Source organism: Candidatus Thiodiazotropha sp. AKIB8, from assembly GCF_058244675.1.
The window spans coordinates 52,723-76,399 of record NZ_JBSYOO010000016.1 but is presented as its reverse complement, the minus strand read 5'-3'; the positions used below and the strand labels follow the sequence as shown (position 1 = coordinate 76,399).

General features: G+C 49.0%; 16 protein-coding genes. 8 read left to right on the top strand and 8 right to left on the bottom strand.

What is annotated here, in order from left to right; genetic code table 11:
- Positions 1–479: 479 nt before the first annotated feature.
- The gene (locus AC4IFB_RS03270) at positions 480–785 is read right to left on the bottom strand and encodes a hypothetical protein (protein ID WP_490779374.1); all 306 of its coding nucleotides are present in this window, start codon (positions 783–785) and stop codon (positions 480–482) included.
- 251 nt (positions 786–1,036) lie between these two features.
- Here AC4IFB_RS03270 and AC4IFB_RS03265 point away from each other — a divergent pair, with 251 nt between their 5' ends.
- Positions 1,037–1,159 carry a phage integrase N-terminal SAM-like domain-containing protein gene (locus tag AC4IFB_RS03265; RefSeq protein ID WP_490775489.1) on the top strand — a complete coding sequence of 41 codons (123 nt, stop codon included), beginning with the start codon at positions 1,037–1,039 and terminating at the stop codon, positions 1,157–1,159.
- A 736-nt stretch (positions 1,160–1,895) separates the two neighbouring features.
- Here the strand turns inward: AC4IFB_RS03265 and AC4IFB_RS03260 are convergent.
- The 4 genes from AC4IFB_RS03260 to AC4IFB_RS03245 all read right to left on the bottom strand — a co-directional run bounded on the left by AC4IFB_RS03260 (position 1,896) and on the right by AC4IFB_RS03245 (position 7,018).
- Positions 1,896–2,795 carry a CoB--CoM heterodisulfide reductase iron-sulfur subunit B family protein gene (locus tag AC4IFB_RS03260; RefSeq protein WP_490775490.1) on the bottom strand — a complete coding sequence of 300 codons (900 nt, stop codon included), beginning with the start codon at positions 2,793–2,795 and terminating at the stop codon, positions 1,896–1,898.
- Between the two features lie 11 nt (positions 2,796–2,806).
- Positions 2,807–3,430: a 4Fe-4S dicluster domain-containing protein gene (locus AC4IFB_RS03255; RefSeq protein ID WP_490775491.1), complete on the bottom strand. Its 624-nt coding sequence runs from the start codon at positions 3,428–3,430 to the stop codon at positions 2,807–2,809.
- Positions 3,431–3,549: 119 nt separating this feature from the next.
- The gene (locus AC4IFB_RS03250; protein ID WP_490775492.1) at positions 3,550–5,799 is read right to left on the bottom strand and encodes an FAD-dependent oxidoreductase; all 2,250 of its coding nucleotides are present in this window, start codon (positions 5,797–5,799) and stop codon (positions 3,550–3,552) included.
- A gap of 4 nt (positions 5,800–5,803) precedes the next feature.
- The gene (locus AC4IFB_RS03245) at positions 5,804–7,018 is read right to left on the bottom strand and encodes a heterodisulfide reductase subunit A (protein ID WP_490775600.1); all 1,215 of its coding nucleotides are present in this window, start codon (positions 7,016–7,018) and stop codon (positions 5,804–5,806) included.
- Between AC4IFB_RS03245 and AC4IFB_RS03240 the strand changes: the two genes are divergently transcribed.
- Positions 6,932–7,276, top strand: coding sequence for a hypothetical protein (locus tag AC4IFB_RS03240; protein WP_490775602.1), 345 nt, complete (start codon positions 6,932–6,934; stop codon positions 7,274–7,276). The genes AC4IFB_RS03245 and AC4IFB_RS03240 overlap by 87 nt on opposite strands.
- A gap of 147 nt (positions 7,277–7,423) precedes the next feature.
- Here the strand turns inward: AC4IFB_RS03240 and AC4IFB_RS03235 are convergent, their stop codons facing one another.
- Positions 7,424–9,808, bottom strand: coding sequence for a sensor domain-containing protein (locus AC4IFB_RS03235; protein WP_490779373.1), 2,385 nt, complete (start codon positions 9,806–9,808; stop codon positions 7,424–7,426).
- Between the two features lie 691 nt (positions 9,809–10,499).
- Here AC4IFB_RS03235 and AC4IFB_RS03230 point away from each other — a divergent pair.
- The 4 genes from AC4IFB_RS03230 to AC4IFB_RS03215 all read left to right on the top strand — a co-directional run bounded on the left by AC4IFB_RS03230 (position 10,500) and on the right by AC4IFB_RS03215 (position 15,003).
- Positions 10,500–11,312, top strand: a complete 813-nt coding sequence (locus AC4IFB_RS03230) for a CbbQ/NirQ/NorQ/GpvN family protein (RefSeq protein WP_490779372.1) — start codon at positions 10,500–10,502, stop codon at positions 11,310–11,312.
- Positions 11,296–13,431: a nitric oxide reductase activation protein NorD gene (locus AC4IFB_RS03225; RefSeq protein WP_490779371.1), complete on the top strand. Its 2,136-nt coding sequence runs from the start codon at positions 11,296–11,298 to the stop codon at positions 13,429–13,431. Before AC4IFB_RS03230 ends, AC4IFB_RS03225 begins: the two co-directional genes overlap by 17 nt.
- A 212-nt stretch (positions 13,432–13,643) precedes the next feature.
- Complete coding sequence (locus AC4IFB_RS03220) at positions 13,644–14,264, top strand: MlaC/ttg2D family ABC transporter substrate-binding protein (protein ID WP_490779370.1); 621 nt, start codon at positions 13,644–13,646, stop codon at positions 14,262–14,264.
- Positions 14,265–14,490: 226 nt separating this feature from the next.
- Entirely contained in the window at positions 14,491–15,003 is a 513-nt protein-coding gene (locus AC4IFB_RS03215; protein WP_490775497.1) for a retropepsin-like aspartic protease family protein, read from the top strand.
- A 122-nt stretch (positions 15,004–15,125) separates the two neighbouring features.
- Here AC4IFB_RS03215 and AC4IFB_RS03210 read toward each other — a convergent pair whose 3' ends face one another.
- Positions 15,126–15,533, bottom strand: coding sequence for an HU family DNA-binding protein (locus AC4IFB_RS03210; protein ID WP_490775498.1), 408 nt, complete (start codon positions 15,531–15,533; stop codon positions 15,126–15,128).
- A 435-nt stretch (positions 15,534–15,968) separates the two neighbouring features.
- On the opposite strand from AC4IFB_RS03210, the gene AC4IFB_RS03205 reads away from it, so the two are divergent.
- Positions 15,969–16,532: a chalcone isomerase family protein gene (locus tag AC4IFB_RS03205; RefSeq protein ID WP_490779369.1), complete on the top strand. Its 564-nt coding sequence runs from the start codon at positions 15,969–15,971 to the stop codon at positions 16,530–16,532.
- 84 nt (positions 16,533–16,616) lie between these two features.
- Here AC4IFB_RS03205 and AC4IFB_RS03200 read toward each other — a convergent pair whose 3' ends face one another.
- Positions 16,617–18,164 carry a gamma-glutamyltransferase family protein gene (locus AC4IFB_RS03200; RefSeq protein WP_490779368.1) on the bottom strand — a complete coding sequence of 516 codons (1,548 nt, stop codon included), beginning with the start codon at positions 18,162–18,164 and terminating at the stop codon, positions 16,617–16,619.
- A gap of 217 nt (positions 18,165–18,381) precedes the next feature.
- On the opposite strand from AC4IFB_RS03200, the gene AC4IFB_RS03195 reads away from it, so the two are divergent.
- A complete protein-coding gene (locus tag AC4IFB_RS03195) occupies positions 18,382–23,658 on the top strand; it encodes a cyclic nucleotide-binding domain-containing protein (protein WP_490779367.1) in 5,277 nt (1,758 codons plus the stop codon).
- Positions 23,659–23,677 lie beyond the last annotated feature (19 nt).

The window sequence follows — 23,677 nt, the reverse complement described above, 5'->3', positions numbered from 1 at the left end:
ATAGCGTAAAAAACTATGGCAAAAACTACAACACAGTGATAGGAACAAGGGAAGGGATTAAGCAGTTCACACAAGCCATAGGTAGAGGAAGAAAGTGGTTCTGTGCGAGTGGGTTTTCGTTGCAGATTTATCAGACATCACCCACCTGATATCATTCAAGCCCAGCTTGGGTCATTTATGCCAATCAAAGCGCATTGGTAGGATGCTTCTCGATCCTTATTCGGGAAATTCAAATCTAGATCACTCAATTAGAAGATGATAAACGGCTGAACCTCCTGGGTCAGTCGATTGTGGTGATAATTTTATACCAATAGAAACAAATGGAAGCTGGGGATTCTGTTTTCTTCCTTTAAATTATGCCTGTCCTGATTTATCTTCTTTCGCGACATACACAAAAACGAGCGTAGTAGTATTTGTCAGGTGCAGCTTTTTGTTATGTTTGTACGATGACTACAACTTGATACGAAAATAGCAATGAGCTACTCACCTACATTTACGGTTGAAACAAAAAGAGTCCAACCTTTAAAAGACTTTGACTCAGGTGGATTATCAATGACGATACTTCCCCCAATACTCTCTAGGTTATCGGCTCTCCCCTTATAATTGATCAACTCAAAGGCTACTTTAGCATTTACTTCAAACTCATTTCCATTTAGATCATGAATAACACAAACTATTTTCTCGCCTGCCCCCAATTCCCGAGAAGCTCTAATTCCAAGAACATCAGGAATATGCAATTTCCCTTTGATCAAAAAATAGTTATCTATTTCTCGTTTGATTAGCATAAGTTCAAACCACTAGAAAACATAACAGCTGTATTAAAAGGTCAATGACCCTTTAATACATATTATCAGGATGACCTTTTTAATTGTTGAATAAAATATACATGCTTTTCATGTATATGAATTTCCAAATAATTATAGCGTATGACTGTTGCATGACCAGTTAAAAAGGAGAGTGTACTCAAATTATCCTTGAGTTACTGATTTCTTAGCGTATTCTGTTTATTTCAATTGCTACGAAGGGAATCGTGGACATGTCTAATTCATCACCCTTTCTTAAATCTATTACCGACTATATGATTGTGCGTCGGTACAGTAAAAGAACCATAGATTCATACACCTATTGGATCAAGTACTTTATTGTTCACTATCAATAGATAATGCCTCTACTTATTGCCACCTATTCAAACATTTCGACACATGTTTAAATCTTTTCCATTACTGCTGTCCAGCTTACTTCAACCATCTTGGTTGTAACTGATTAATTGATATTGGTTTCTATTGGTGATTGAGAATTGGGATATGAAAAAGCATCAGTAGCAAAGGATCACAGCTAGAAAAAACTTACAAATCATCAGTATCATAAATAGGTGGGGAGAGGTGCCTGGGAGGGGGGAATGAACACCCTATTTTTCTTCAACAATCAGCAAGATAAATATGAACGATCAATGCGGTTTTATCTTTCAACCACATGAAACGCTTCGCGTACACCCTCTCCCCAACCCCTCTCCCGTAAAGGGAGAGGGGCTTTTTAATTGTTCTGAGAAGATTGAAAGTTAATAGGACAGCACTGCTTTCCCATATAGGACGTAGGATGTGGTGAGGCACGAACCGCATCAATAATAGAATGCAGCGATTATCAAACATCAATGATGCGGTTCGTACCTCACCACATCCTACGGAGTATCCATACCGCACGTTAGGTGCTGATGTAAAATTCATGGAAATCTGAAACGTGGCGCTTTCGGTGTCAGGAGTCCGCTTAGTGATCTGAACTTGCCAGGCTGAAGGCTGAGAATGGGTTAGAGACGCCTAATCGAGAAACTATTTTTATCCAGCTAAAAAAAAGCCCGCATCAGCGGGCTTTTCTCTATCAGCTCTGTCTCGATCGACTTATTTGTTTGCAATCTCTTCAAGCTGCTTGGCGGGAATCACCTGACCATTCAGTGCGGCATCTGCTGCACTACGACCAAAGGCGACACTCATCAGCGTTGAGTAGTAGACCACCGGCATGTTGAACTTGGTGCCATAGGTCTCGTTGATGTTGTCCTGGTAGATCTCCACGTTGGCCTGACACAGTGGGCAGGGGGTGACGATCATATCTGCACCGTTGTCGTAGGCCGCTTCGATGATGCCTTTGATCATCTCTTGAGACTTTTCAGGCTCAGAGAAGGCGAGGGCGCCACCGCAACACTGGACTTTCTTTTCGTAGCCGGGGATCGACTCTGCGCCGACGCTCTCTACGATTTTGTCCAGGTACTGCGGATTTTCGAAGGACTCACCTGCGATGCCGAAGGGACGGTTGGTCTGACAGCCGACATACCCAGCGATCTTCAAGCCTTCGAGGGGCTTTTTGACCTTGGATTTGATGGTGTCGAAGCCGATATCCTCGACCAGCACTTCCACCATATGGCGGACATTGGATTCGCCTTTGTATTTCAGGCCGGCCTCTGAGAGGGCTGCGTTGGCATCCTTGAACATCTGCTCATCTTCATGCAGACGCTCTTTGGCCTCACGGGTGGAGAGCCAACAGGCGGCGCAGGTGGCAACGATCTCCTGTCCGGAGTTGTGCTCTTCAGACAGGGCGATGTTACGGGCCGACAGGGTCAGGCGAGGCAGTTCACCACCGCCACCGTAACCGATGGATGCACCACAGCAGTTCCAGTCAGGGATCTCATTGAGCTGGATGTCCAGCTCTTCGCACATGGTCTGTGCTGAGACTAAATAGTTGGATGAGGTGGCCCCCTTCTGTGAGGAGCAACCCGGGTAGAATGAGAGTTCTATCTTAGCCATTGGTTATTTCCTCACTTGGCGTCTTCGTGATTGCCAGCTTCGATCTCTTGGGCCTTCTTCACTATTTTCTGGAAGCCGGAGAGATCTTTCACGCTATGTCCACCAAAGAATTCCATGGCGTTCATGCGTTTTGCTTTCATCATGTTCTGGCCCAGTTTCTGGTTGGCCATGGCGTTTTTAACACCCTGTCCGAAACCGTCCTTGAAGTACATGGAGAGTCCGAGTTTCAGCTCGTTGACCCGGCCCTTTTTCATCAGGTTGTCCCAGAAGATCTGTGAGAACTCAGCGGTAGGCTGTTTCTTCTGGACCAGGCCGAGGCGTTTGGAGTAGACCGCCAGGCCATGCATGATGTGGGTGATCGGCAGGCCGCGGGGGCAGCGTGCGATACAGTTGTAGCAGGAGGTACACATCCACATGGAGTCGGTGCTCAGCACCTCTTCGCGCTTGTTGGCGCGAATCATCATGAAGAGCTCTTGCGGTGGATGATCCCAATGTTTACCCAGGGGGCAGGAGCCGGAGCACACGCCACACTGCATGCACATCTTGACCCATTCGCCCTCCTCGACATTCGCCTCAACTTCCTTGAGGAAGCTGCTGCGGTATTTTTCAATCATTGCGGTGTTTAAATCACTCATTTTTACTCCCCTTTGTAGGGTGTCCAGGGTGGTTGGCCAAGTCCACCCTACAAAAAGTAAAGTTGTTCAGGCCGTGCGTTCAGCGAAGGGCCTGCATCGCAGGCCCTGATTGCCATCCTTTAGAACTTGAACGGACTCAGGCCGATCTTCTCCACGGTTTCTGCCATGTCGTTGATGAGCTTAGGTGCGCGCTCAACATCGGTGATGGCAACCTCGTGCAGGATCACACGCTCTGGTTCCAGGTTCAGGGTATCGAGGGTGTCACCCACTTTGCTCATACGCTCTGCCGCCATGGCTGAACCACGTACAAAGTGACACTGATAGTCGTCGTCACGACGACAACCCATCATGACGATACCGTCATAACCGTTGTTCAGTGCATCGGTTACCCAGGAGAGGCTCACAGAACCAAGACAGCGAACCGGTATGACACGAGCCCATGGATTGATCTCAACGCCCGCCTGGGCCGCCTGATCAAGTGCCGGGTAGGCGTCGTTCTCACAGGCCAGAACCAGAATGCGTGGTTTCTCGTCCCACTCTTCAGGGATCTCCACATTCTTGATCTGCTGGTTGACGGTCTCAACCGAGTAGTTCTCAAACGAGATGACACGTACTGGGCAGGCACCCATACAGGTACCGCAACGACGACAACGGGATTCGTTGTACATCGGATAGCCTTGTTCGTCCTCGTTGATGGCGCCGAAGGGGCATTCCACGGTACAGCGCTTACACTGCGTGCACCCTTCCTTACGGAAGCTTGGGAATGAGAGGTCGCCGGAGCGGGGGTGCGCTGCACGTCCCAGGCCGGAATTCTCTGCGGCCTGAATGGCTTTCAGTGCAGCGCCGGTTGCATCGTCACGAGCCTGTTGGGCGTCCATAGGACGACGTACAGGGCCTGCGGCATAGATGCCGGTACGGCGGGTCTCGTAAGGGAAGCAGATGAAGTGCGAGTCGTTGAACCCATTCTTCAGATGCGGCAGGTCGGTGCCTTGACGATACTGCAGGTTGAGGATCGATGGCGGTGCGTTTTCCAGGATTGCCTGGGCCTTTGCCTTCTCTTCCTCATCCTCGGCTTCGTCTACCATCAACTGAGCGTAGGGATCGGGGCCGGAGTTGGGTTCCATGCCTGTGGCCAGAACCACCAGGTCGCAAGCCATCTCTGTCTCTTCGTTGAGGATCTTGTCCTCGAACTTGACGGTCAGGCTGTCACCTGCGACAACCTCTGAAGCGATACCCTTGGAGAAGGTGACCATCGCCTGCTGACCAGCGCGGTAGAAGTCTTCGCCACCTGCACCAGGAGTACGCAGGTTGTTGAACAGGATGGTGGTATCACAATCGCTGTTCAGCTCTTTAAAGTACATCGCCTGCTTGATGGAGACCAGATCTGTAACGCCAGAGAAGTAGCTCAGGTGACCCTCTTTATCAGAACACTGACCGGCGTTCTGGATAAAGCAGACTGATTTAATCTCTTTGCCGTCGGAAGGGCGTTTGATCGGCCCGCCGTTGGCGGCAACCGCCAGGGCTTCCAGTTCGTGGTTGGTAACCACATCAGGGCTCTGGCTGTAGGCAAACTCGGTCAGCTTGCTGGCGTCGAAAGGTTTCCAGCCGGAAGCCTGAACGATAGCGCCGATGGAGATGGTCTCGCTGCTACCGGACTCGGTAGCGATCTCGGCATTGAAGCGGCCTGGTGCGCCATCGGTTTTGGCGACAGTGCAGTTCAGGTGAACGGTGATCTTGTCATCAGCTTCGATGGCCTGGATCATTCCGGGCACTGGGTTTTCGGCAGGAGCAGCATAAGGTGAACGGGTGGGGATAACCTTGTAGTAACTGCCAAGGGCACCGCCCAGTTGACCGCTCTTCTCTACAAGATGAACCGGGTAACCAGCAGCAGCAGCTTCGATTGCCGCCGTCATGCCGGTAATACCACCGCCAACTACCATGATATTTTTGTTGATGGACTGCTCTCCGGAGGCGGAGGGCTTGGTCATCGACTTGAGTTCAGCGCAGGCCATGCGGATGTAGTCGTCCGCCATCTCCTGGGTGGTCTCAGTGTTCTCATCAGTCTCAGGGCGCACCCAGATGACACCTTCACGCAGATTGGCGCGGGTCAGTGCGACATCGGTAAAGTTGAATGCTTCAACTTTTGCGCGGCGGGAGCAGGCGGCGATCATGACATGGGTGACACCGTCGTTGGCGATGTCGTCTTTGATCATCTGTACGCCTTCAGCATTACACAGCATTTCGTGTTGCTTGCAGCTCTGCATCTTGCCGTCGCGGGTAGCGGTGGTTTCGAGTTGACCGGCATCCAGGCGTTCGCCCAGACCACAACCGGTGCAGACATATCCAGCAAATTTCTTTTCGTCAGCCACTCTCTTAACCCTCCGTCGCTGCTACGCGGTTGACCACCTGGATAGCACGTAGTGCGGCACCAGTGGCGTGTTGAACGGCGCGGTTGACATCCAATGCATCGGAAGAGCAACCAGCAGCGAAGACACCACCGTTTTCAGGTGCGGGCTCAATGAAGCCCTCTTCGTTGATGGTGATATCGACCGGGAAGCTGGCCTTGTCGACACTGGGCTCCATACCCACTGCCAGGACCACCAGGTCATGTTCGTCAGCGTAACGGTTGTAACCTTCGGTATCGACGCCATGCAGGGTCGGATTGCCGTTCTCTTTGTTCTCGACAATGGAGGCAACCTTCGACTTGATGAACTTGACGTTATCTTGTGCCTTGACCTTCTGATAGAAGTCTTCAAAGCGGTCGATGGCGCGAATGTCTATATAGTAGATAGAGATATCTACGTCATCCGCTGGATAGGTGGCCTGCTTCAGTGAGGCCATGCAGCAGATGCGGGAGCAGTGCAGCAGGTGATTCTTGTCACGAGAGCCGGCGCACTGGATGAATGCCACCGATTTAACCTCTTTACCGTCTGAAGGACGGGTGATCTTGCCACCAGTCGGGCCGTTGGGATCCGACATGCGCTCGAATTCGACGCTGGTGATCACGTTGGCGATGCGGTCATAGCCGTAGGGCTGGATTTTGTTAGCATCGTAAGGTCTCCAGCCTGTTGCCCAGACAACTGCGCCTGCGCTGAATTCGATGCTCTCTTCCTGCATCTCCAGATCGATTGCACCGACCTTGCAGGCATCCTTGGCTTTTTGCGCTTCATCGGTTCCGATAATGGCCGGATCAAGCACATAACGCTGAGGGTGAGCCATACGGTGTGGCAGGTAGGCACCTTTGCGTTTGCCCATGTTGTAGTCGAATTCGTTATCAAACTCGTTCTCAACAACCTTGGCGCAGTCACCGCAAGCGGTACAGTTGTCATTCACATAACGTGGACTGATCTTGACTGTGGCAGTGTAGTTCCCCGCCTCTCCCTTGAGGTCTGTCACCTCGGCCATCGTGAGGATGGTAAGGTTGGGGTTCATCTTCGCCCGACGCTGATTGATCTCCAACCCGCAGGTGGGGAAGCAGAGTTTGGGGAAGTACTTGTACAGTTGAGTGACGCGACCACCGACATAGGGGCGCTTTTCAACCAGGACGACTTGTTTCCCCGTTTCGGCAGCTTCAATAGCAGCTGTCATGCCGCTGATGCCGCCACCGACCACGAGAATAGTCTCATTGGTTGCGATTACTTCCGTCATGGATTGTCCTCCGTTGCGGAATGGCTTTATGAAAAATGGTTAACTGCTGACCCGCCTTATCCGATTAGCCAGCTTGTTATTCAAGATCATGCGACGCGCGCAAGCGACCAAGATTCTGGATCGGATACCATACGCGTCTTCTTCTACTGCTTCTATATCCCAGCAGGGCATATTCCATCGAATTTTCGAATGAGTTAATAGAATGGGGTTATGGAGTATAAGTCTTTTCTAATGGAATAGAGCCCGGAATAGCCTTTAAAACTAGGGGATTAGCTCTGGTGAGCGAGTTTTGGCATCCAAGTACTGAACTGTTTTGGTTGGTTATTGGCTAAGGTTTTGAGCAGCTTAACTGCCGTAATTTGAGAAGTGGTGGTGGAATGTTCTCCTACCTTCCATCAGCATCTGTTCGAACACTTCGGCAGGTACTGGGGGGCTATAGAGATAGCCCTGGCCCTCCTGGCATCCCATTTTTTGCAGCAGTGATTGCTGAGCCATGGTCTCAATGCCCTCGGCGGTAATCCTCAAGCCGAGGTTTTTGCCGAGTGAGACAATCGCCTGTGTGATCGCCACGGCATCACTGTCGTGTGGCATGTCACGTATGAACGAGCGGTCTATCTTGAGCTTGTCTATCGGTAACTGCTTCAGATAGGAGAGTGAGGAGTAACCGGTGCCGAAGTCATCTATGGCGATCGAGACCCCCAGTTTTTTGAATACATCGAGCACAGGAACGGAGTGTTTCATCTGTCCCATAAAGATACCCTCGGTCACTTCTAGTTGAAGCATGTTCGGGGGACAGCCTGATTCGGCGATGATCTGTTCGAAGCGCAGGATCAGGTCGGTCTGCATAATCTGGCGTACCGACAGGTTGACTGCCATTCGACCCTGGAACAGCCCCTGTTTATATAAGTATCTGGTCTGCTCGCAGGCCTCACTCAGAACCCAGTTACCGATTTCGTGAATCAGCCCTGATTCCTCGGCAAGGGGGATAAAACGTGCAGGAGGAATTATGCCCAAGCGTGGGTGGTGCCAGCGCAGCAGGGCTTCTGCGCCTGTCATTTCGCCATTCTTCAAGGATATCTGCGGTTGATAGTAGAGGAGTAACTGATCATCTTTGAGGGCGCTACGCAGTTCGGTCTCCAGCAGTAGTCTCTCAAAGGCACTGCGGGTCAGTTCAGAGGTGTAGTAGCGATAATTGTTGCGGCCCTGTTCCTTGGCCTGGTACATGGCTGCATCTGCATTCTTGGTCAGATTGGCCACATCCTTGCCATCTTCAGGGAAGATACTGATTCCAATGCTGGAAGTTACATGCAGCTCGCGATTGGCAATTTTGAATGGATGTTTAAATTCATCCTGAATCTTAGAGGCGACCACTGCCGCTTGGCTGGGGTCATCGATATTCTCGACCAGTACCGTGAATTCATCACCACCCAACCGAGCTGCTGTATCGTCGTCCCGTAGGATATTTTGCAGTCGCTTAGCAACCTCTTTGAGCAGTTCGTCGCCCATAGCGTGTCCAAGACTGTCATTGATGTTCTTGAATCTATCGAGATCGAGAAACAGTACAGCGAGCTGTCTCTTCTGACGTTTCGCCTGGGCCAGTGCGTGTTCCAGTCTGTCTTCGAAAAGCAGTCGATTCGGAAGGTTGGTCAATGAGTCATGGTGAGCCAGATGCTCCAGCTGACTCTGAGTCTGTTTCAGGCTGGTGATATCGGAGAAGACCATGAGGTAGTGTTGCGCTTCCCCCTGTTCATCGCGCACACAGCTGATGGTCATCCAGACTGGATAGACTTCGCCATTTTTACGTTGATTCCAAAGCTCGCCGCGCCAGGATCCGGTATCGTTCACATGCTCCCATAGTTCACTTAAAAATTCCGCGCTATGTTTATCCGAGATTAATAGTTGCGGATGCTTCTGCATAATCTCAGATTTTGAATAACCGGTGATTTCGGAGAATGCGGGATTGACCGATTCTATTTTTCCGTGATCATCAGTTATCAGCACACCTTCCATCGTATGCTCAATGATTTGTGCCGCCTGCTTCAGTTTGGCATCTGATTCCTTTCGATTGGTGATATCGGTAAATACCAGTTGAGTTGCGGGTGCGCCTTCATGATCGACCAGGCTAACAAATACCTCGACTTGAATGGCATCGCCATCTGCTCGTCTAAACAGGGTCTGAAGAGGTCTGTCGCTCTGTTCCGATGGCGACTTCAGAGCAGGAGTGTCAAGAAGGCTTGATGAGCTGTTGGCAAACAGGTCATTTGCCGGTTTGTTGATCAGCGGTCTTTTCAGGGAGACTGCCAAGGTCTGCATTGCTGCTTCATTGAGAAACACAATTTTGTCGTTTTGTAGAAGCAAAATTGGAGTCGGGGAGTGGTCTACCAATTGACGGTAGCGATTTTCGCTGCGTCGTAGCGCCAGTTTGGTTTTTTTCGCCTCCCTGCGTACCGCAGCCTCTTTCAGCTCCCGATCAACGGCAGGGAGAAGTCGGGATAGATTATTTAGATTGATGTAGTCACTGGCACCGGCCTTGAGCAGTGAAACCACCTTTTCTTCGCCAATGCTGTCGGAGACAAGTATGAAGGGAATATCGAGCTGACGGTCTCTCAGCAGTTTGAGTGCGTCAGTGGGATTTAAGCCGGAGCTGTCGGTATTGGAAAGAATGAGATCCCACGCACTCTGATCCAATGCACTGAGCAGTGCATCACGATCATCGATGCGTCTGGTCAAAACATTGAGGTCTTTACGGCGAAGCGTTTGGCATACTAGCCCATATATATTTTCCGATCCCTCTATTATTAGGATCCGGAGTTGTCCTGGCATTAACGTTCCCTGGTACATTGCTTCTGATGATTTCGCGGCTACCGTATTGTCGGCCTCTGCTGTGCATGCGTCTCTATTTTCGCAATTCTATGAGAGGAGTTACTAATCCCTTCCCTGAAACAGCACTCTCTCAAGCTACTACTATTTTAGTAACTCAACGGCCAAGGCTAGATACTATCACGTCTCTTTTAATAGCTTGAGGCCTGCTGCCATGGGTTATGTTGAGAGTATAAACGGAATAACTGCTTAATGTAGTGAATTACTATGTAGTTTAGGGATCTGAGTCGATACGCAGGTAAAATTTGCCTATAAATTAACGTTTTTTAGGATTTTAATGGCATTTAACCCTTATGGTGTCGAGGTTTTTTTGGGTTGCGTTGTGGTCACTGCGCGGTTAATCATAAGGCTTTGAAAACTAAAAATCGGACAGTTTGTGTTTGGTCGATCGATTTGCCTACAAGCTCATCGGCATAAAAAATCATCCGGGATGATCTGATTTTTAGGCCTGAACTGTACGGCCTGTAAATCCTGTACTCGGTAAATAGATAACTAACGTCAGCTGATATTTGCAGTGGCACAAAGTTTTGAGAGGGTAATTTTGAAGGCAAGAATTCTTAAGCCAGAAGCTCATATTTTTCAGCATGAACCCTATTATGAGCCGGTCAATGATGAGATAGAGGTGTTTGATGCCGCATATAAAAACAATTTACCGGTGTTGCTGAAAGGGCCAACCGGTTGCGGTAAAACACGTTTTATGGAGCATATGGCATGGCGGCTGAAACGGCCATTAATTACAGTTTCCTGTCATGACGATCTGACAGCGTCCGATCTGGTGGGACGTTTTTTAGTTAAAGAGAGTGAGACCGTCTGGGTGGATGGACCACTGGCTGTGGCTGTTCGATCCGGGGGTATCTGTTATCTCGATGAGGTGGTGGAGGCAAGAAAAGATACTACGGTTGTGATACATCCTCTTGCTGATGACAGGCGTGTACTGCCAATGGAGAAGGTCGGTGAATTGTTGGAAGCACCAGCGGAGTTTTGTCTCGCCATCTCATTCAATCCTGGATACCAGAGTGTGTTGAAGGATTTGAAACAGAGTACAAGACAACGATTTGTCGCGCTTGAATTTGACTATCCGGAAGTCACTTTGGAGCAAAAAATAGTTGTAAAGGAGTCTGGTATTGACGCAGATATCGCAGCCAGATTAGTGAAGTTTGCGCATATGACTCGAAACCTCAAAGGGAGTGGACTGGATGAAGGCGCATCGACCCGCCTACTGGTACATGCAGCAAAATTGATAGCAAGTGGTGTGGCGCCAGTGATTGCCTGCCGTACCTGTATTGCTCAGGCATTGACCGATGACCCCGATATGCTGGCGGCGGTAAATGAACTGAGTGCGTCTCTGTTTTGAGATGAAGAGCAAGCTCTCATTTGAAAAGATTGTCGCTCTTCTCGATGACTATTTCGAGGTTGAATTCAGTTTTCGCAATACAGAAAAAATCGCTATGAAACTGGTTGAGCTGGAATCAGTGCAACAGACATTTATTCTCGACTGGACCAGGCGTATCGTCAGCACAAATATCGAGATCGCCTACCAATTCGCTGACCAGGGACAGCGTGCCTTGGAACTAATGGACGAGGTCATGATTGAGGCATGGGTGTTGAGAGCGATGGATATCTATGATCGTTCTGGTCTGCATTCTGCCTTAAAAGTCATTCAGCAAATGGATCTTTTTGTGCAACAGGGACGAGAGCGAGCTTCAGCTGCACTGTTTGAAGAGGAGGTCGCTATACTCTTGCCTTTTGTGCATGGTCTTAGTGGTCGAAAGTTAAAACTTGAACTCAATGATCAACTCTTCACAGATGGAGAGGTGATCTACCTTCCTGCAGTTATGGCACACCTGCCGACCAAAAGAGATAATTTTCTCCTCTATAAGGCGGCAGTTGCTTTTCATTGGGCACAAACAAGATTTGGAACTATTCAGAATGATCTGCTTGATGAGTTGATCAACCATCCGGCATCAGATAGTTTGCTGCGCTGTTTTCATCGACTCGAAGTGGAGCGCTTGAACGCCTGTCTATCGAGAGAGCTCCCCGGTTTATATCGTGATTTAAGTCGTTTGCAAACCTTGCTCGAGAGTGAATCTCCCTCAATGGAGTGGCAAGAATTTACAGCACCACTTCGCGAAAAAGAGTCCTGCGCCGATGACACCCTGAGATTGGCTGTAAAGTGTCTTGGAAAATCAATTCCAAAAGCGAGTCTCTTTCATGGGGTTTTAAAACCTCAACTGCTACAGGCAGCTTTAATCAAGCGGTTGAAGCGTGAAAAGGCACAGTTCAGGGTGTCACTGAAGGCAATTGCTGATGAGATGAAGCAGCATCAGGATGATCAGCCTGAGACCCGGCCGAGATTTTCCATAAATAAGGAGGAGAGTCAAAAGCTGGATGAAGAGATTCATATCGAGCTGTTGATGAACGGTAAATCAATGCCTGTTCCTGAAGATGTCAAAGGGGTCATCTCCTCGATTATTCAGGACTTGGGAGATATCCCTAATGACTATCTGGTGCCCGCTGGTGCAGGTGAGTATGACTATCGAGACTTGGGGGAAAAGCGGTTAAGTGCAGAGGATGTGTGGAGCGGTACCTACCATGAGGATGGCGCTTTTCTCTATAACGAATGGGATTATCGTAGAAAACATTACCGTAAATCCTGGTGTGTTGTCAGAGAGATGCCAGTCGAAGAAAAATATGATGGTTTTGTCGATCAGGTCAGGCGAAAGTACCAGCGTCTGTTAAGTAGTCTTCGTAAAGCATTTGAGGCGATGAGGGATGAGGATCATCTGCTGAAGCGGCAAGTCTATGGTGATGGCGTTGATATCGATGCTTTCGTGGAGACCTGGGCTGACCGACATATGGGATTGGAGATGAGCGACAGGCTCTTCACTCGTATGCATCGTCAGGAGCGCAATATCGCGGTTATGTTTATGGTTGATATGTCCGGTTCTACCCAGGGTTGGGTGAATCAGGCGGAACGTGAGGCTTTGGTTTTATTGGCTGAATCATTGGAAACATTGGGTGACCGTTATGCGATCTACGGCTTTACCGGGATGAGTCGCAAACGGTGTGAAGTATTTCCAGTTAAAACCTTCGATCAATCTTATGATGATGAAGTTAAGGCCAGAATTAGTGGTATTAAAGCAGGAGATTACACGCGAATGGGTGCTGCAATTAGGCATCTTAGCTACCGTTTGTCAGAAATCGAGGCGAGAACCAAGCTGCTAATCACCCTGTCTGATGGTAAACCGGATGACTACCACGACGACTATCGAAGCCAATATGGTATTGAGGACACCCGGCAGTCGCTGCTCGAAGCTCGACGGCAGGGGATACACGCCTTCTGTATCACGATTGATGAACAGGGGCAGGATTATCTACCACATATGTATGGTGCGGCAAACTATACAGTGATTGATGAGGTGGAAAGATTGCCTCTCAAAGTAGCTGATATCTATAAAAAAATAACAACCTGATAGTTTTTATAGATACTATTCAGGTTCATTCGCTGGGTCTGTTGCTTGAGCTGGAAGGCTATCAAGGGAACCTATAGTTCATACAGAGTCACGGATTAACCGCTAGTTTCCGATCCATGGGATCGACTTAAAAAAGCTTGATTTTGACAATTTGGCTAGGCAACCTGCCTAAAGATCACATAGATGATCTCACACTACCACCGGAGGATTATATGAATAGAACCTTGACTAGTTTTGCTGCATTGACGCTGTTGCTATCAGGCAGTGCATATGCAGTACCAAACTACGGCTATGGACAGCCCTACCCTGGCGCCATGAAGCCAGTGCAACAAGAGGCTGGGCCCGGCGTGGTTTTACGCGAGGGGATAACCAAGCTGCTTAAATTTCTTCGTAAATCAGACCAGCGTGACCCTCAAATGGTTGCTGCATTTCTGCAATCTGAGATAGCGCCATACTTCGATTTTGACTATATGGCAGATTGGGCAGCAGGGCCGATGAAGCGGCATATGAATGATCAGCAGAAAGCCGAGCTTGGATTTAAGGTTAAAGAGATGCTGCTGAGTACTCTGGCAAAAAGGCTGGGCAGCTACAGCAATCAGGATGTCCGTTTCTATCGCCCAAGACCTGCAGGTCCTAATGAAGTGAAAGTACGTGTGGGTATTCTGCAGGCAGGAGGGTATCCAGCAAATATCGATTTTCGATTCTATCGCAGTGAATCGGGTTGGAAGGTGTTTGATGTGGCAGCCAATGGTAACAGTGCGCTGGCCTTCTATCGCCAATATTTCATGAACCAAATGCGTTCAAAGGCACCCAATAGAAGGTACCGTCAGTAGAGATTAGCTGGAATAAACAGCGGGCTGGATCTCTTTGTCATTTCAGCCCGCTACACTATTTAAAGCAGTTGAAGTAACTCAATCATCCTCTATCTGGCTTATTTCCAGCGTCTGTGGAATTCAATGAATAGTGGTAATAGGCAGTTTGGTTTGAAACAGTCAGAGTCTGCTCTTGCTATCAACCTGTAGGCCAAAGATAGATATTCCCACCCAGAGCTTTAAATTTATGAGTGATCAGCAGAAATTTGGTCGATGGATGATTGTTGCAGCATGGGTGTCGCTACTGGTGCTGCTTACTGTGCTATTTTCCCAATGGATCGAGCATCAGAACAACCCCAATCGACAACTGATGGTCACCTCTGGTCTTGAAGATTCATCAACTGTCGTGCTTAAGCGCAACCGGGCCGGGCACTATGTAGCCCCCGGAAAGATCAACGGTGTCGATGTCATCTATCTGCTCGATACAGGCGCCACTTTGGTAGCGGTGTCGTCAAAACTGGCTGAAGAGGCAGGTCTTCGTCCTGGTGCACCAAGTCAAAGTCGTACAGCGAATGGTGTGGTTCGAAGTTGGCTGACCAAGATCGATAGTTTGCAGTTGGGTCCGATCACAATGCGAAATGTGAAGGCATCAATATTGCCCAACATGCCTGAACGGGAAGTTCTGCTTGGTATGAGTTTTTTAAAGCATCTCAAGCTATCGCAGCAGGGTGATGAGTTGGAGATTTCTCTACCGGATTAGGTCTGTTCCCGATATGAAAGTAAGGGAGCAGTCTTTGATTAATATCTCTGGTCGGCGGGAAGAGTTGGAAATTTAAGGTAGTGAATACTGCCGTTACAGAGTTGCAACGGCAGCATATGGTGCTAACCGATCTTATCTTTCAATGCTTTAAGTGCAGTGAGTTTTACAACTGTTTTTGCTGGCTTAGCAGCGATTTTGATGGTTTCACCAGTTGCAGGATTGCGTCCCATGCGGGCTTTGGTTCTTGGCTTCACAACGCGACGAACCTTGATTCCAGTATCGGGGATGGTGAATTCGCCTGAGCCTCTGCGCTGCATATGGCGGGTAACAAGAGAGTTCAATGAGGCGAAAACTGCGGCAACGTCTTTCCGGGAAAGATCAGTTTCTTCAGAGATTGCACTAAGAATTTGTGTTTTAGTCTGCTTGTCTTGGATCGCCTTCAGGCGTGGTGCTGCTGCTACTTTTTTAGCAGTAACTTTCTTCTTAGCGGTTTTTTTCGCAGTTTTTTTCGCGGCTTTCTTTGCAACCATAGGGTTTGCTCCTTCTGAAAAGTGACAGGGGTGTGTGTTAAAAATAACACAGTTTTTCGATAGTTAAACATGAATCGGCAGTTTTATACTGGCTTTTTACATAAAAGTATATTTCTCCTTCCTGTAAAGCATGTATAAAGCGTAGTTGTTTGGCTTGGGTTTGCGTTGCATATTTTAGGTGTGAGATTACTACTCTATTCTGCATGTTCGGTATATGACGTATGTCATTAACTGTTCAATAGTCTTCTTTTGTAAGCAGAAATGGCTCGTGTATATCGTCTATTTGATAGTTTTTGTATCTGCTGCGAAAGCACAACTGATTTGCAGATACAGGGTTTTAGCTGACCATAGGCTGGCTGTTTTGCTTTTTCCTGTTATGGAGTTAGCACCCTATCGGCCATTTTTATAAACAGTTGAGTTTTTTTGGAGGATTGTATGAAACGAATTGTATTGAGCTTTTTGCTGTTGATTAACTTGTCTCAAGGTTTTGCAAAAGAGGTTGCCGGTATTTCCCTGCCTGAATCGATTCAACGAGAGGGGGATAGTGTTCAACTCGTGCTGAATGGGGCAGGTGTCAGGGAGAAGTTTTTCTTTGATATCTATATTGCAGCGCTCTATTTAGAACAGAAGAGTGATCAGTCGTCAGTAATAGTAAAAAACAGTGGCTCGGCAAGAGTGGAGATGAGAATGCTCTATTCTGAAGTTGAGCGTGAAAAACTCATTCAAGGGTGGAGCGATGGCTTTAAAGCTAACCATTCACAACAGGAGATGAATCAGCTGGGAGAGCGGCTTGAGCATTTTAACAGTCTGTTTGAGACCTTATATAAAGGTGATTTGGTAGAGTTGGACTTTTTTCCTGGTCGGGGAACAAGAGTCAGAATAAAGGGCGATGAGAAGGCAACTATCCCAGGGGATGACTTTTTTCAGGGACTACTGAAGATATGGATTGGCAGTGAGCCCGTCACCAAATCGTTGAAGCGTGACATGTTGGGGCAGTAAGAATACCGGGTTGTTGAGGTTATTCAGGATTGCTGGTGAGCTGTTATGTGTGAAACCCTGAAGACGACATACTTAGTCGCCGGGTTAATACTGGTAAACCATGCGACTGACGCCACCACGTCGTTCATCTCCAGCGCCAATCAAATTACCCTTGTGATCCAACATAACGCTATGTGCACCACCAAAAAAGAGGTTTTTCTGTTTCCAATGTTGTTGATGTTGAAATTCATCCAATAGGTCATGACATAGTGCTTTGTCGAATCCCGGTTCAATGCTCAACAAGTCGTTTTCAAAATGAATACGGGGATTGGAAACGGCCTCTGCAAGGGCCATACGGTGGTCAAGTTGGTTGAGGATTACCTGTAAAACTGCGCTGCGAATTCGGTTGGAGCCACCTGATCCGGTTACCAGGGCATCGCCATTTTTGGACATGATCAGAGTTGGTGACATCATTGAGGCGAGGCGTCTGTCCTCGGGCCATTGATGAAATCCTCCTGGATTGAGATCTTCCTCTCCCAGCATATTGTTCATCATGATGCCGGTATTGGGGATGATATATCCACACCCTTCACCATTGGAAAGGGTCATGCTGGCCAGGTTGCCTTCGGCGTCAGCAATGCTGATCTGGGTCGTCCCCCGCGTGGAGAGACCACCTTCTATCATTTTGCGCTGATATGCCTCGGCTATATCCGGATTAAGAATTTGAGCCATAGTCAGTCTATTTTCCTGACGCACCTGCTGTGTAAATTGCATGGTTCTGGCAAGCAGGCGTAGTGCTGATCCTTGGCTCATGGATGCTGTCTGTTTTGTATGGTTTGCGATCAATCCCAATGCGAAAGCGATCAGCGTACCGCCGACTGAAGGTAGTGGATTTGTATAAAGTTGCGCATCCCGATAGGTGTAATGTAATGGTTTTCGCACCACTACCTGATAATCAGAAAGATCTTCTTGGCGTAGATGTCCACCCTGATGTTGGCACGCTTTGATCAGGCTCTGGCCCGCCTCTCCATTGTAAAAGAGTCTCTCTCCTTCATGTTGCAGTGCGTCAAGGAAGTCGGCAAGTTGAGGTTGTTTGTGGCACTCCCCTTCGGATATCAGGCGTGTTTGATCAGCGGGAGAACTATTTAACGCCATGGATCCTGGCGTGGCACGAAGAATGGGGGCTACGATAGTTGCTATCAGATCCTGGAATTGGTTGATAGCTACCCCATTTTTTGCCCGTTCTATGGCTGGCTTGAAAAGCTCTGATAAAGGGAGTTGGCAGTGGTGTTTGTGGATTGAAAACAGGCCACGAATGAAACCTGGGGTAGCGACCGATCCCAGGCCGATATGAAAGGTTTGGCTGGCAGTGCCGAAATCGGCTTCGATTGGATAGAAATCCAGATCCTCTGCGGGTCTCTTCTGTTTGGGCGTATGGGTAAAAAAATCAAATAGTTGCGGAGACTGGTCTTTTGCACAGGCGGTGAGAAATCCTCCTCCTCCAAGGGAAGCCAGTACTGGTTCTGCAACGCAAGCCGTCAACATCGCTGCGATAGCGGCATCAAATGCATTGCCTCCAGCCCTTAATATCTCTGTTGCGGCCTCTGCTGTTTCAGTATGTCCGGCCGCAATAACACCTTTTAATGATTTCATAAGGTTTTATACTTACCCTTTGATATGTATCGTTGCAATAAACCAGCAGGATAGCTATGGTTTCCCGGCTCTGGGTAAAAATGCAAACGTGTTCAATTTTTATGAATGGAGGAGGTAGATTCCCATTCAGCTTTTTATTCAGAGTGCCGTTACATAGAGGAGCGAAGCAACCCCTCATGAACTAGGATCAAAATTCCTGAGCGCAAAAAGAATGGCCGTGCCTAATAGTAAAAGCGACGATGTTCTTCTAAAAAACCTGGTACCACTGAATACACTTTCAGAGGAACAGCTAGGTCATCTACTTAGCCAAATTGTGGTGGAAAAGGCTAAGAAGGGTGATTATCTATTCCGTGAAGGTGATACAGATCACCAGAATGTATACCTCCTGTCAGGTACTGTAGCGCTATTGTCCGGGCAGAAAGAGATGGATTTAATCAGCAGCGGTACGCCAACAGCGCGTTTTGCTCTGGCTCATCAGCTGCCTCGCAAACACTCTGCCCAGGCCAGGACAGCGGTAAACTATGTCCGGATCGACAGCCGTATGCTGAGTGATATGCTGGCACGTAGCCATAGTGCCAGCTATGAAGTGAATAGCATCGATCAGCCAAGCAGTGGCGACTGGATGAGTCTATTGCTGCAATCCCCTGTTTTTCAACAAATTCCTCCTGCAAATCTCCAGCGTGTAATGATGCGTATGGAAGAGGTTCATGTCAGTGCCGGCGATGTCATCATCAATCAAGGTGATGATGGGGATTATTTCTATCTGATCAGTCGAGGGGAGTGTGTAGTCTCCCGGCAGCCAGAGAAGAGCCATGCTCCAGTGGAGTTGGCCAGACTTAAGGCAGGCAAGGGCTTTGGTGAAGAGGCGCTGATTTCAGACAAGCCCCGGGGCAGTTCTGTGGTGATGGATACTGACGGGATCTTGGTGCGACTGAATAAGCAGGATTTCATCGAGCTGGTCAAACAGCCTCTCTCACGAGCACTGGACTACAGCGAAGCGGCCGATTATGTCGTAAATGGAGCCCTTTGGCTGGATGTTCGTGCCCCTGAAGAGTATGAAGAGGGGCACCTTCCCGGGGCAATCAATCTACCTTTTTTCTCACTTCGCTTTCAGGCATCGAGTCTTACCCTGGATCGTCCGTACGTCGTATATGGTGAGGAAGTTGGTCAGTCAGCTACTGCGGCCTATCTCCTTACTGAGCGCGGCGCAGAGGTGTTCGTTGTCGCTGCCAACTGGACTGAGCTGGCAGAAGAGGTCGGCCTGAAGGCTCATGAGAGCGAGCTTCTGGTCAACAATGTCATAGATTTCAATCGTGATTCAGATGATGGTGCAAACGCTGCCGAGTCTGCTGAGGAACATATCGCCGCATTGAATCGCATGAAGAAGGAGCTCGATGAGACCCGTAAACATTTTCAGCAGGAACTGGAGCAGAGACAAACTGAAATAAAACTGTTACGCCAAGCGCTTACTGCTGCAAAAAGCCGGATCCAAAGCGGCGAAGAAGAGGCTCACTCAGCAGCAGGGCTGCAGCAGGATGTGGAGCAGCTTCGTGACAGCTTGGAGAAAGCGGAATCCAGATTGGCCGAGCAAGAGGGCAGTGAGGCTGATCAGCAGGCACTGCAGCAGCGCATCAAGGAACTGGAGTCTCGTCTGGAGACGAGCCAGCAGGAGATGGACAGTGCAAAACAGCATGCCAATGATGTCAGAGTGCATAGCGATGAGCTGCACAAGCAGCTGGAGCAGATTCATGGCCGCCATGAAGAGAGTGAGGGACGTCTCAAAGAGCAGATAACAGAGTTACAGTTCGAACTTGAGAATGCTCAGGAAAGCAGCCAGGAAGAGAGAGATAAAAGTGAGCAGCTACTGGCTGAAATAGCTGCTTTCAAGGGTGAGGCTGAGAGCTATCACCAGCAGGCTGAAGATGGTTTGGCCGCGATTACCCGGGAGCGGGATGAGCTACAGAAAGCGCAGCAGGAGACCGAGAGTCGGCAGCAGCAGCTTGCGGACGATTTAGAGCGTTTATCGAAAGAACGTGATGATCTGATTCAGTCTTTAAAAGAGTCAGAAGCCCGTAATGAGGAGCTCTCAGAAGCTATAAACAGCCTGAGCCAGGCCCATGATGAGCTGAAGCAGTCCCACCAGCAGGCCCACAGTGATTTAACCCAGTTTCGTCAAGAGCAGGAGGGATTGACTGGTAAGTTGCAAGAGCAACAAGATCATGTTGCCAAGACGGAATCTCAGTATCAGCAGCAACTTGAAGAGATTCAGCAAGCCCTCACTCAGGCTCAGGATGAGTTACTACAGCAACGGGATCGCGCCGCTGACTCCGAGTCCGAGTATCAGCAACAGCTTGAAGAAGTTCAGCAGTTTCTTGCTCAAGCTCAATCAGAACTAGAGCAGCAAAAAGAGCAGAGCACAGAGTCAGAGTCGCAGCATCAGCAGCAATTCGAAGAGATAGAAAAATCCCTGGCTCAAGCTGAAGATGAATTACGCCAGCAGCAGCAGAGTGCTGCTGAGGCAGAAGCAGACTATCAGAAGCAGTTCGAAGAGGCACAGCAGGCCCTGACGCAGGCTCAGCAAGAGCTGCAGCAGCAACAGGCGATCAATCAACAGACTGTAGATGAACTTACTGCACAAATAGAAACCCTCTCTGAGAACGCCAAACAGACTGCAGAGCAAGCCAGTGATGAGGTTTCCGGGTTACAGCAGCTCAAGCAGGATTTAGAGCAGCAGTTGGCTGCTATGAGCTCCGCTCAGGTTGCCATGGAGCAGGAGAGGGATGAGTGGAAAGATCAGTTTGAGCAGGAGCAGACAAGGGCGTCTGTTCTGCAGCAGCAGATCGATAGTCTTGAGGAAGAGAGACAGGGCCTGGTGGGTGAGCTGGAGGCGCTGCGTAGTAGAATTCAAGAGGCCGAAGCAGCTCATGCTGATGCCATGCAACTACTTCAGGTTGATTTAGAACAGGCCCATGCTGAGAAAGATCAGCTGCAGAGTGAGAAGAGCCAACTGGATGAACAGCTGGCAGAGCGTCAAAGTGCATTGGAACAGGCTGAGGCCGGTCTGAATAAGACGCTGGAAGAGTTGCAGGCCCAGCAGGATAACACCTCAGAAGAGATCAACGAGTTACAGCAACAGATTGCTGCTTTGAATCTGGAAAAGGAAAATGCGCTGGAGCGTGAACAGCAGCTAGAGAATGCGCTGGAAGAGGTTCACTTTGACAGCGATGAAGAGTTGGTCAGGCTGAGGGATAAATTACAAGAGGCCCAGGAGGCAACTCGCAAACAGAAAGAGAGGCGGGTTGAATCGGAAGCGCGTCTTGAACAGGAACACCAGACTTCACAATTCTTAAAGCAGTCTTTGGAAACAGCTGAGCAGGCTGTGCAAGCCGCAACTCTGCAACTCACCGATGTTGAACAGACAAAGCAGTCTATTGAAGAGACCCTGGCGTCGAGGGAATCAGTGTTGCAGGAGATGGTCCAGCAAAAGGATCAGGCTGAGCAACAGCTCGCAGCGTTACAGGCTGATTTGCAAGAGCGTATTGATACGCTTCAGAACGAGCTGAATGAAAAACAGCAAGATAGCAGTCGTGTCTATGGCGAGCTGGAAACAGCGAAACAATCTCTCGAGCAACTCAACCAGACTCATCAGCAGTTACTGGCTGAGCAGGAGCAGTTGCAGAGTGATAAAGGGACACAGGAACAGCAATTAAGCGAAGTCAGATCAGAGCTGGATCAGCTCAAACAGGATCATGAATCTCAGTTATCAGATCAATACGCTGCCATTGAGGCACTGCAAAGCGAATTAGCCGCTGAAAAAGAGAGTACCAACTCTATTAATCTCTCGCTGGCAGAGATTGAGGCAGGCCGTGAATCTTTAGCGTCAGATAAGGCGGCGTTACAGCAGCAGTTGAATGAGACCAGGTCAGAGCTGGAGCAGGCGAAGCAGAACCATGAAAGTCTGTTGTCCGATAAAGAGTCCGTTATCGAAAGCCTGCAAACTGACTTGGCAACAGAAAAAGAGATGACCCAGTCAGTCAATGCCGCAATGGCAGAGATAGAGCTCAACCGTAATGCTCTGGCTAGCTCAAGAGAGGAGTTGGAGCAGCAGCTGAATAGTGTGCGAAGTGAGATGGAGCAGCTTCAGCAGCGATACGATGAGGAGCGGGAAACACAGCAACAGACTGAGGAGAGCCTGCAGCAGCAGTTGCAGAGCGCTCAAGACTCAGAACAGCAGGTTGAGGTACTGCAAGCCTCACTGACTGATCTGCAAAAGCAACTTGCAGAGAAAAAGGAATCGACCCAGCAAGCCGTGACCGAAATGCAACAACGGGAGCGGGAGTTGGTCAAGGAGTTGCAGGATAGTCGACAGCAGCAGGCGGCCATACAGTCAGAGCTGGAGAGTGCCAACGAATCTTTGCAACAGGCCCAGGCCAGCGATGAACTGCAAACAAAGCAACAGGCATTAACCCAGGCTGAAGAGAAGATCGTCAGCCTGAAGCGGGAAGTTGAAGGTCTGCGTGAAGTGCAGATGGAGATGGAGAGTCAACTTACAGACGATGTTGAGAGCGAGGTGAATGTACTTCGAGTCGCCCTGGAGAGCGAGCGGAAAAAGCGCGAAAAGAGCGAAAAAATGGCTCGTCAGGCTGATGTGCTGAGACGTGAGCGTGAAGTGCAGGAAACCGCCATCGAGATGCTCGGTGAAGATCTGGAGACGTTGAACGATGAGAAGGAGCGTCTGGCTCAAGAGCGGGATCAATATGCGAAACAGCTGACAGAGATGCGCTCACAGTATGCGGACATGGCTAACGAGAATGATCATCTCAACTCTGAGATGAGCGGTATGCGTGATCAGATGTCGGATTCCAGTATGGCCGACGACCTTCTGGTTCAGATGGAGGAGTTGCGCATCAAGGCCGACAATCTTGAAACTGAGCGGGATGAGGCCAGTGCTGAAGCCTCACGTATGCGCCGTGAAGTGGGTGAGTTACGCAGTGTCATCGAGACCTACGTTGAGCAGATACAGGATGTGCAATCGTTTGGTGTTGATGAGCAAGTGAATGCATTGCGTTCCGAGTTGGATATGGTGCGCAGGCAAGCGGCAGATGATCTCGAACATATGCGGGAAGAGGTAAGGCGTGCGAAATCCAAAGTCTCAACTTCCAGCAGTCGCGATGTGGATGAGGTGGCTGCATTACAGGCCAGCCGTCAGGAGATGTTCTCCATGCAGCAGTCTTTGTCAGAGAAGGATCATCTGTTACGACTATCCCAAAGCCAATGTCGCGCTTTGGAGGACTCTATCGAAGATAGAGATAAGGAAGTGGATCAACTTAAACGTAAGCTGGAACTTTTACTCAGAAAGACAGGTGGTTTGGATGCCGGCACTACACCAGTCAGTGACCCAGGATCACAGATGACTGAAATGGACTCCAGAGATCCAACTGATCCTTCTGATCCCAAGCGTAACTCCCTGGGCCGCCTGTTCCGCCGTAAATAGTCCCGCTACCCGTTAACGA